The sequence below is a fragment of the Prevotella aurantiaca genome (genome assembly GCF_015262605.1).
In the GTDB taxonomy this organism is placed as follows: Bacteria; Bacteroidota; Bacteroidia; order Bacteroidales; family Bacteroidaceae; genus Prevotella; species Prevotella aurantiaca.
This window is the reverse complement of sequence record NZ_JABZSJ010000080.1, coordinates 1-8,986: the sequence shown is the minus strand read 5'-3', so window position 1 is coordinate 8,986 and position 8,986 is coordinate 1. Positions and strand designations below refer to the sequence as shown.

The 8,986-nt window shown below is 32.2% G+C and carries 10 protein-coding genes; 6 read left to right on the top strand and 4 right to left on the bottom strand.

Annotation, left to right across the window (positions count from 1 at the left end; genetic code table 11):
* Nucleotides 1–373 precede the first annotated feature (373 nt).
* The gene (locus HXN26_RS10430) at nucleotides 374–1,369 is read left to right on the top strand and encodes a virulence RhuM family protein (protein WP_025000916.1); all 996 of its coding nucleotides are present in this window, start codon (nucleotides 374–376) and stop codon (nucleotides 1,367–1,369) included.
* Nucleotides 1,370–1,483: 114 nt separating this feature from the next.
* Nucleotides 1,484–1,894: a hypothetical protein gene (locus HXN26_RS10425; protein ID WP_273161156.1), complete on the top strand. Its 411-nt coding sequence runs from the start codon at nucleotides 1,484–1,486 to the stop codon at nucleotides 1,892–1,894.
* Nucleotides 1,895–1,912: 18 nt separating this feature from the next.
* On the opposite strand, the gene HXN26_RS10420 is transcribed toward HXN26_RS10425, so the two are convergent.
* From HXN26_RS10420 to HXN26_RS10405, 4 genes are all read right to left on the bottom strand, one after another.
* Complete coding sequence (locus tag HXN26_RS10420; protein WP_273161154.1) at nucleotides 1,913–3,181, bottom strand: Y-family DNA polymerase; 1,269 nt, start codon at nucleotides 3,179–3,181, stop codon at nucleotides 1,913–1,915.
* Nucleotides 3,182–3,185: 4 nt separating this feature from the next.
* Nucleotides 3,186–3,836: a LexA family protein gene (locus HXN26_RS10415; protein WP_273161153.1), complete on the bottom strand. Its 651-nt coding sequence runs from the start codon at nucleotides 3,834–3,836 to the stop codon at nucleotides 3,186–3,188.
* Nucleotides 3,837–4,267: 431 nt separating this feature from the next.
* On the bottom strand, nucleotides 4,268–4,606 hold the full coding sequence (locus HXN26_RS10410) for a hypothetical protein (protein ID WP_273161152.1): 339 nt from the start codon (nucleotides 4,604–4,606) through the stop codon (nucleotides 4,268–4,270).
* A gap of 27 nt (nucleotides 4,607–4,633) precedes the next feature.
* On the bottom strand, nucleotides 4,634–5,065 hold the full coding sequence (locus HXN26_RS10405; protein ID WP_273161151.1) for a hypothetical protein: 432 nt from the start codon (nucleotides 5,063–5,065) through the stop codon (nucleotides 4,634–4,636).
* Nucleotides 5,066–5,524: 459 nt separating this feature from the next.
* Between HXN26_RS10405 and HXN26_RS10400 the strand changes: the two genes are divergently transcribed.
* The 4 genes from HXN26_RS10400 to HXN26_RS10385 all read left to right on the top strand — a co-directional run bounded on the left by HXN26_RS10400 (nucleotide 5,525) and on the right by HXN26_RS10385 (nucleotide 8,706).
* Nucleotides 5,525–6,160 (top strand): hypothetical protein, encoded by a 636-nt coding sequence (locus tag HXN26_RS10400; protein WP_273161149.1) that lies wholly within the window; start codon nucleotides 5,525–5,527, stop codon nucleotides 6,158–6,160.
* A gap of 51 nt (nucleotides 6,161–6,211) precedes the next feature.
* Entirely contained in the window at nucleotides 6,212–7,309 is a 1,098-nt protein-coding gene (locus HXN26_RS10395; protein WP_273161147.1) for a hypothetical protein, read from the top strand.
* Nucleotides 7,310–7,316: 7 nt separating this feature from the next.
* Nucleotides 7,317–7,661: a hypothetical protein gene (locus HXN26_RS10390; protein WP_273161145.1), complete on the top strand. Its 345-nt coding sequence runs from the start codon at nucleotides 7,317–7,319 to the stop codon at nucleotides 7,659–7,661.
* Between the two features lie 544 nt (nucleotides 7,662–8,205).
* The gene (locus HXN26_RS10385; protein WP_273161143.1) at nucleotides 8,206–8,706 is read left to right on the top strand and encodes a hypothetical protein; all 501 of its coding nucleotides are present in this window, start codon (nucleotides 8,206–8,208) and stop codon (nucleotides 8,704–8,706) included.
* Nucleotides 8,707–8,986 lie beyond the last annotated feature (280 nt).

Below are 8,986 nucleotides of genomic sequence, written 5' to 3'. Positions count from 1 at the left end.
TTGTCACATAAGAGAGAACGACTCTAAAATAAGCACATTTTTGTCATATAAGCCTGTTTTCATTATTTCGTTTCTCGGTAAGCTATTATTGCTTGTATATAATTTCAAAAAACAATCAAATATTTAAAGATAAATATTTATCTTTGCACAAATTAAGTATAATAAGTATAAGAATAGATACAAACTATGGATATGAGCAATTATCCAAATTGGCTATGCGTTGTTATGGCAGAGAAAAGTATCGCAAATAGATGGCTGACTGGCCCAATTTGAGAATGGTTTACATTAAGTTCAAACAATAATTAGCAACCACATAACTTCCTTTCTAAGCCATATACAGGAGAGAGTATCGAGAAAATAAAATAATTCCACAATGGAAAGCAACATCATATTATATACTAACGACAATGGAGATATAAGCATACAGGTACGTTATGAGAATGGTACTTTTTGGCTTACACAAAAACGTATGTCAGAACTATTCAATGTGAATATCAGTACCATTAACGAACACTTAAAAAATATCTTCAAAGCAGGAGAACTATCAGAGGAAGGAACTATTCGGAAATTCCGAACAGTTCAAAATGAAGGCACTCGTCAAGTAACACGTGATGTTACATTCTACCCTTTAGATGCAATTATTGCCGTAGGATATAGAGTCAATTCAGAACAAGCTACACATTTTAGAAGATGGACTACGAAAGTGCTTAATTCGTTCATAACAAAAGGTTATGTACTTGATAAAAAACGACTGAAGCAAGGAGAACAATTTGGACACGATTATTTTAAGGATTTATTAGAAGATATTCGCGAGATACGTGCCAGTGAGCGACGTTTTTATCAGAAAATTACAGATATTTATGCGCTGTCGGTAGACTATGACAAGCAAGCACAAGAAACAAAACGTTTCTTTGCATCGGTGCAAAATAAATTACATTGGGCTATTTCCGGACAAACAGCAGCAGAAATTATTTATAAAAAGGCTGACGCTAACCAGCCTCATATGGGATTGACTACATGGAGACACGCACCCGACGGAAAAGTTATGAAGTCTGATGTAACAATTGCCAAGAATTACCTTGACCAAAAGCACATGACGGCAATCAATCGTCTTGTTTCTGCCTATCTTGATTTAGCAGAAGATCGTGCAGAACAAGAAATTCCTATGACTATGCACGATTGGAGCACACTACTTGATGGATTTCTAACTATTGCAGGTCGTCCTTTGCTTGAAGGATTAGGGAATATCTCCACTTTAGAGGCTAAATTAAAAGCCGAACAAGAATATGAGGTCTTTCGTCATAAACAAGATGTAGAATATATATCTGATTTCGATAAAGAAATAAAACGATTAAAAGGAGAAAAATAGTTTTATATAAAACACTTAGGTATCATTTAATGTATCACACCTTATTTTCTTCTAGAGTCTTGCAGAAGAAAAATAAGAAAATACTACGAACATTTATAACAAAATAGGAATTGTATGAAAAAAACTGCCCTCATCTTTCTCATGTTAATATCATCTATCACTATGATAGCCCAAACCAAAAAATACTATTGCGAAGTCAAAGGTATTGAAAAAGAACTATCAGCTGGATTAAAAATTGTTTTTGACTTTGGAAACAATCCCGTGTATTCTGCATGGAGTGGACTCAAAAATAAACAAAAATTAGTTGATGAAAAAGGAGAAGAAATCCCATTTAATAGTATGGTTGATGCAGGTAATTATATGTCTAACAAAGGTTGGACTTTCGTTCAAGCATATACATCTATTTATGAGTCTAAATCTATAATTCATTGGATATTCTATAAGGAGGCAACAAGTCCAAAGGAAGCCGTTAAGGGAATAATGACTAAAGATGAATACAACAAAGCAAGTAAGGTAGAAGAATAGAAAGTCGTAATAAAATTTTTAAATCTTGATAGTCATTATTTCGTTGATGTCTGTAAGATAATTTGGAGTTCGTTGTTCACATTTGGTTGTCCACTTTTGGTTTTCCACACCTTCTACCCCCAGTAAAATGGTTTTTGTTCCATAACGTTGGTTGATTTTATCTATCAGCTGCATTAAATGATGCCGTTCGGGACGATTAGGAATAGGGTCGAAAAGATATTGTGTAACAACTTTGTTAGAAGATATATCGCCAAGAATTACTCCCGACTTCTTATATTGTATACTTGGACGATAGAGTTCTTTAAGAATTGTAATGGCTGTATTGGTAATTTCAAGTGTATCGGCTGTTGCAATGGGCAATGTATGGGTAAGAATATTACTATATTGTGGCAAATCATCACGAAAGCGATTACTTGTTATAAATACGGTTACGCTTCTACAAAGAGAAGATTGACCACGAAGTTTATTTGCGCATGAAGAAGCAAAATGAGCTATTGACGCTTTAAGGTCGTCAAGTTCGGTAACCATATTACCAAAACTGCGACTCGTACATATAGTTTGTTTGGCAATTACTTCTGCCGTATCGATACAATCAATACCATTTAGTTCTCGCCATGTACGAACTGTTGGCAATGTAAAGCGACTTTTTACCCAAATTTCGCTTTTATCTGCAAATTCTAAAGGAGTATGCACACCATAATATTCTAATTTTTCTAATGTACGTCTGCCAATTCCCCATACATCAGATAAATCAGAAATAGATAAAGCCTTACGTCTTTTCTCATCTGTATCAATCATACATACAGAACGATAACCTTTATATTGTTTTGCAAATTTGCTTCCAACTTTTGCTAATGTTTTACTGGGTGCAATTCCCACACTCATTGGAATTTCTGTCCACAAACGCACCTTCTCTACAATTTCCCTCATAAAATTTTCCATATCATAGAGCCGCTCATAACCATCAAGACAACAAAAACTTTCGTCAATGCTATAATTTTCTACTCGATGAATGCTTTTTCTTAAAATATTGGTTACACGGCGCGACATTGCTGCATAGAGCCTCATATTAGTAGAGAAAAGTTTTACATTATTACAAGAAATAATGTCTTTAACTTTAAATACGGGGTCGCCTCGCTTAATTCCCATTTTCTTAGCTTCTGGGGTGAGTGCAATAATATTTCCATCATTGCTCGACAATACACAAACAGGCTTTCCTTCTAATCCTGGATGGAAAGCTTTTTCTACAGAGCAAAAGAAACTATTACAATCAGCTAATGCCCACATTATTTTACGATCGAGGTTTATGAATGGTATAAGTTACTACTCCCCATACAGAAAAGTCGTCTTTTTCGAGAATTTCTATACGTGGATATTGTGGGTTGGCTGGAACTAACCACATTTTTCCTTCATTTTGAACAACATGTTTAATGGTATATTCACCATTATATTCACATACTGCTACTTCATGTTCGGTGGGATTACGGTTACTTTTATCAACAATAATGATATCTCCATCGCTAATACCTGCATCTATCATAGAATCGCCCTTTACTTTTATCAGATAAGAAGCCTCAGGATTTGGACAAAGCATGCGAAGAATATCTATATTTTGGGCTTGTTCGTCGGTATCTAATGTCAAAGGAAAACCTGCTACAAAGCTTGCATTGTCGAACATTGGTAGTGTAAACGATCGAACATTCATAGCCGAATATATGTCGCCTAATGTTTGTTGCAAAGGAAATATATTATCTTCTTCCTGTCTACTGAAAGCATTTTCTATACAGTTATGTATAAACTTTGTTCGGTTTTCATGACTATCAATAAAATCTGCTAATCGTTCTTCTATACGAAAAGAAAATAAACGGCGATTTCCTTTAGGACGTCCTGCTCCTTCTCGTCGTCCACCTCTACCATTTTTCTTAAAATTTTCTTCTTTCATTATCGCTCCTTACAAATGTTTCTGCAAATATACAACCTATTTTTGATAACTGTTTACGTTTTTCAAATAAACTTATAAAATAATCGCTACAATAGCATTGTTTAAAGGCGCATTATTCTCTGAAAAAGAATTATGCAAACATGGTTTCAAAGGTGGCAAGTTCTTAGAAATCCTTAATTGTAATAATCGTGAACCAATCGATTATATGAAAAGGATATTTTAGAAAGCGACGTTCCTTAAAGGAATAAAGGCAATTCTTAATGTTTATACTGCTGCTACTCGATACATATTTTAATTCCCGTTGTAGCACACATTTCTTTTACTTGTTTAAGAATGCTGTCGTTTTCGTTATTGGGTATGTGGGAATCAAAACGCTTTGTTATTATATTTGTCCTTTGTCCGTTCGTAACCTAAGGTTGAATTGTCAGACTTTAATTATCCATACCCATTAAGAATATATCTTGCAGGTCGCCATTTATCACATTTCCGTTTATTGTAAGTTCAAAATCGCCTTCTTGGTTTGCAAATGAAGAAATATTATCTAACTTTCCAAAAAGCATAGATACCACATCTTGCATAACCAACCTTGTAAAAGTCTGCATTTGTTGTTTTTGCTCTTCGTTCAAACTATGATATAATTCCTTGCTCGCTTTCCAGTTTTTATCTGTCCCTGCAATCGGATTAGGAAGCATTTTAAAATAATACTCAAACGTTTCCTTAAAAACCTCGTTTTTTACGTTGTTTACAAATTCTTCTGCAGTCATATTCATATTTTCTATTCCAATGTTATTACAATGTTATGAGTGCAAGTTAATCAAGTGTTTTGTTTGTTCTTTTAGATAATCAGGAATTTCCATCTGCAGAATACTTTCCAGCATTTCCATATATCCTTCTTTTTCTTTAGGGTCAGAAGTTCCGTTTAAAATTCTGTTCAACATCCACAACGTGTAAAAAGTTGGTTTTCGATTAAGCGATTTAAATAATTCTTGTTCCAGTCCTTTCTTATAATGTTTTTCTAACGTATGCACAATCTGTCCAGGCATACCGAAATCAAATTCTGTATTATTCTCCAGAATTCTAAAAAGTGGGTCCATCAGTATTGCCGTATCCCACCCTTCCTTATTCAATTCAATTATATCTTCACACAATGAATCCAAATCATTTATATTAGAATCATCAACCGTGTCAATAATTTCTATCTCTTTTTTTATTTCTTCTATTTTATCCATGTATACCTGTTTTTTTATTATTATCTCTTTATATTGCATTCTCGTACAAAAGTAAAGAAACTTAGGGAAACAAACAAATAAAAAGCAGTGAAGAAGAGAATTTATGGGAACAAAATAAGGTCATCTCAAAGTAAACAACTACATTTGCAGTGCGAACTTTGGTTTACAACAAAACACTTATCTATATCATTCGTATATGAACAATATTGAAATTGCTAAAAACAGACTCTCCGATTTCGTCAAAATAGAGAATTCGTGGGAAATAGAATACAACAGAATTTTCAGTAGGAAAAAATAAGTGGAAGAATATCTCATTGTAAGCCCCTACTCTATTCAGCTTTTCATATAAGTTGCAAACAGAAAGATAAAATAAACAAATAAAATGGGGATATAAACCATGAACAATAGCGGAAGTGGGTTATTGCGGTTTTATTGCCAAAAAATAAATGTAAATACGAAATGAATATAGAAGAGCAAGAAAAAGTTTTGAGAAATCTGTACTCTAACGATACAGCTTCTCTCTTCAATCAGAAGAAAGAACTTGAATATACTTATTGCATTTGGGGAACATCAGTCCTATTTGAAATTTACCCTTTTGATATGGAAAGAAAGAATATTAAAAGAGGACGAAAGTTAGCCAAAACACCATCGAAAAAGAGTGGTAATTTTCAGCATTTTTTAGATGCCGAAAACAAAGTTGTTGCTATTTATGGCTATACCGACAATTACGATTTGCCCGCCCAATATATATTCTTTGAATACCGTAGTTCGGAAATTATAGTTTATAGCTTTAATATTGTTGAGCAGATTGATTATATACAGCACGCAATATTAAAAGATGGACAAATGATATGTATGTTGAATATGGATAACAAAGGAAATTTTATAGCAGAAGAATATTTCTACAACGAAAATAATCGGATAATATCCATTGACAGACAACATAAAGACAGGTCGTTATTTAAGAATACAGATTTCTTTCCCAATAACGTGTATAAAAGCAAGTTTATCTTAGAATATACAGACGGCAATTTGTCGCAAATAAAATGGAATGCCAATGCAGAAAAAGTGATGAAAGTAATATTTCCTCTTTAATAATGCAGGTATTTAGTAAAGCAACAAAAGGATAAGAAATTGCAAAATAAGATGGAAAAGATGTATATAAATTGGCAACAATATCAAGCACCGAACAAGGAGGCTATTAAAGAAATACCTTCTCAATTAGATTATTTATTTTCTGCCAATGACTCGCCAGAAAATATTGAATATTTTCTTTATAACGAATTAGCTCCCAACATAAAACACCAATTTAAAATATATGATATTATAGAACCTGTAATTGAAGTTATAGAGTTCAACATTCTTCAAAAAGGGAAACATCAATATAAAAATGAAATTTTAAACTTCTTAGGATATATATTTCAAGAGTTTATTCGAGACGAAAATTCTATCTTAGTACAACCTATAGAATATCAGATTGCAGCACCGAAATTGTCTTTGCAATATTCTAACGAGTTTAAATTTTATAAGCGTTTTCAATTCTTTGTAAAAAACGTATTTCCTGACAATATAGAAACGCAAACGCCAGAAGTTATTTTTTATAAATCAGCATTAAACAACAATCAAAAAACTTTTGAAACGTTGATGCATAATGCTAACTCACAAAATATTAGAGAGATACTTTTTGCATGTGGATTGATGAGTTTCAAAAATCCAAATTTAAAAATCCATGATTTAAATATTACCACCCAACAAGATGGTATTACCAATTTGGGTTTCTGTATAAATGGAATGGAGTTTGACAAAGAACTTGCTATTACTTCCCTTTCTACACCCAAACAACATTCATTTGTATGGGGAAATGGTTATGAATGTGTTTTAGCAACATCTGCTATGATGATTGATAGTTTACATAAAGATGCAAGATATCAGAAAAACACTATCAATGATATTATGAATGGATACGACACAATAAGAAAAATAAATATTGACGAAGATTTTAATTTTCCACCCCATAAGTTTATGTTAGAAGATTTGAGCAGCATCTTATTTCATGAATATCTTGGTAAAGGTATATTGATTGATAAAAAGATGCTTACTGAAGCACAATTATATTTTTATAATTTAATGTCAGAAGAATTTCGCACTCACACTTACTCGCTCCTTTATGCAGGAATAATACCCAAAGGAATGTCTATTGAGAGCGCAAAAAATATAGACGATATTTATAATTGCTACAACTAAAAAATAAATGGAAGAGTTATTAGTTTTTTCGGACAATAAGACAGGCGAAAAAGTTGGTATGTATTATAACGCATGGCTGTTTATTATCAGGTGTATTTTGGTAAAATATGGACACAAAACAGAAGCCGAAGCAGATGAAATTCTAAAGAAACATTATTATAAAAAGCCAGCCGATTTTGATGATGTAATATGCATAAGTCATGAAACTGAATATCATTGGGCAATGTTGGGTGCTTATGGCGAACAATATTGGCTGAAAGGAATGAGTGCCGAAGTACCAACCGACTACAACGAATGGTATGATAACTGCATAAAAGACAACCATTTGCTTTCTCTTTTTGAATGGTTTTAATATTCATATTAAGTACATAAAATCAGGCTATAATAGTCTTCCGAAATTTTATTATTATAAATTTTAATTTTATAATTACAAAATAAAAAATTATAATAATAAACTTGTGCGTTTTTTATTATAAATTTTCAAGTCATAATTATCCCTTCCTCACGCAAGGGCTAAATCGCTAGTTGAAAGTGAGATATTGGGTATATCGTTACATGAAAACGAACAAAGAAAAATCAGTTCGGAAACAACCTATAATAACAAAATAACGGCATGAAAAGGCGTCTTTCAAAATTTTTAATACGTTTATTAAAAGCTTTTATTTCTTTGGCTGTTACATGCAAAATACCTAAATTTGTAAGGTAGTTAAGAACTTGTAACTATAATATTTTTAAAGATGAAATTGCGAGAAATACATAGAGTTGTCTCTAACCAAACAATAAAGAATACTTACTTAGTCAAATACTTTGTTTCATTCTTTGTTTTGTTTAACTTATTGTTTGTTTCTTCTGTTACAGCAAAAGATACAAGTTCGTGCCATACAACCCTACAGTTTTTGCATAAAGATTCTTGTAAAACAGATTTCAAGGTTTTAGAGTTCATAGAATATGCTTGGAATAAAAAAGCATATCCTAAGGAGACGCGTACCGCTATTCCTCAAATAGTACATATACATCGACTATATATTATTCCTTACTTTGAGTCGCTCACCCAAAGGGATAGAAAATCGTTAAATATAAAAATCACCAACATAAGATACAATTGTCAGCACACCTTTTTAAATGCTTCATACAAAAACGATAATGATAGCATCTGTAATGCGCATTTCGTTATAGACAAACTTGAATTTCCGTCCGACCAACAAAATTTATTAAACTATCTAAAAAGAAAGATTGACAACGAGCCTATAAAGGTAGACGTTGCATCGGAATCCCCCACTCTATGTTTTACTTTCTGGAGAAAAAATGCTTTAATAATCGTTTATTACAATATTTTTGATGATAAAGAAATGATACTGAAAACAATTGATGCTTACTTGGGGAAGAAATCTGAATAAGAAAAACGTTTGTAAAATAGAGAGCTATAGTTGTAAAACTAAAGTTCACAACTGCAAATATACTTAGTTTGGCTGAAAAATCATCACCTTAATTTAATAAAATCAATTTTATATTGAACGTTGCTGGATTATCTATATTTTAGTAGTTATACATAAAGCATAAAGAAATAAAAGCTAAACAATGGACTTATTAACGAATACTGGAATAAGAAATATATAACATCTGGGCTTATGTGACAAAAATGTGCTTATTTTAGCGTCGTTTTCTCTTATGTGACAA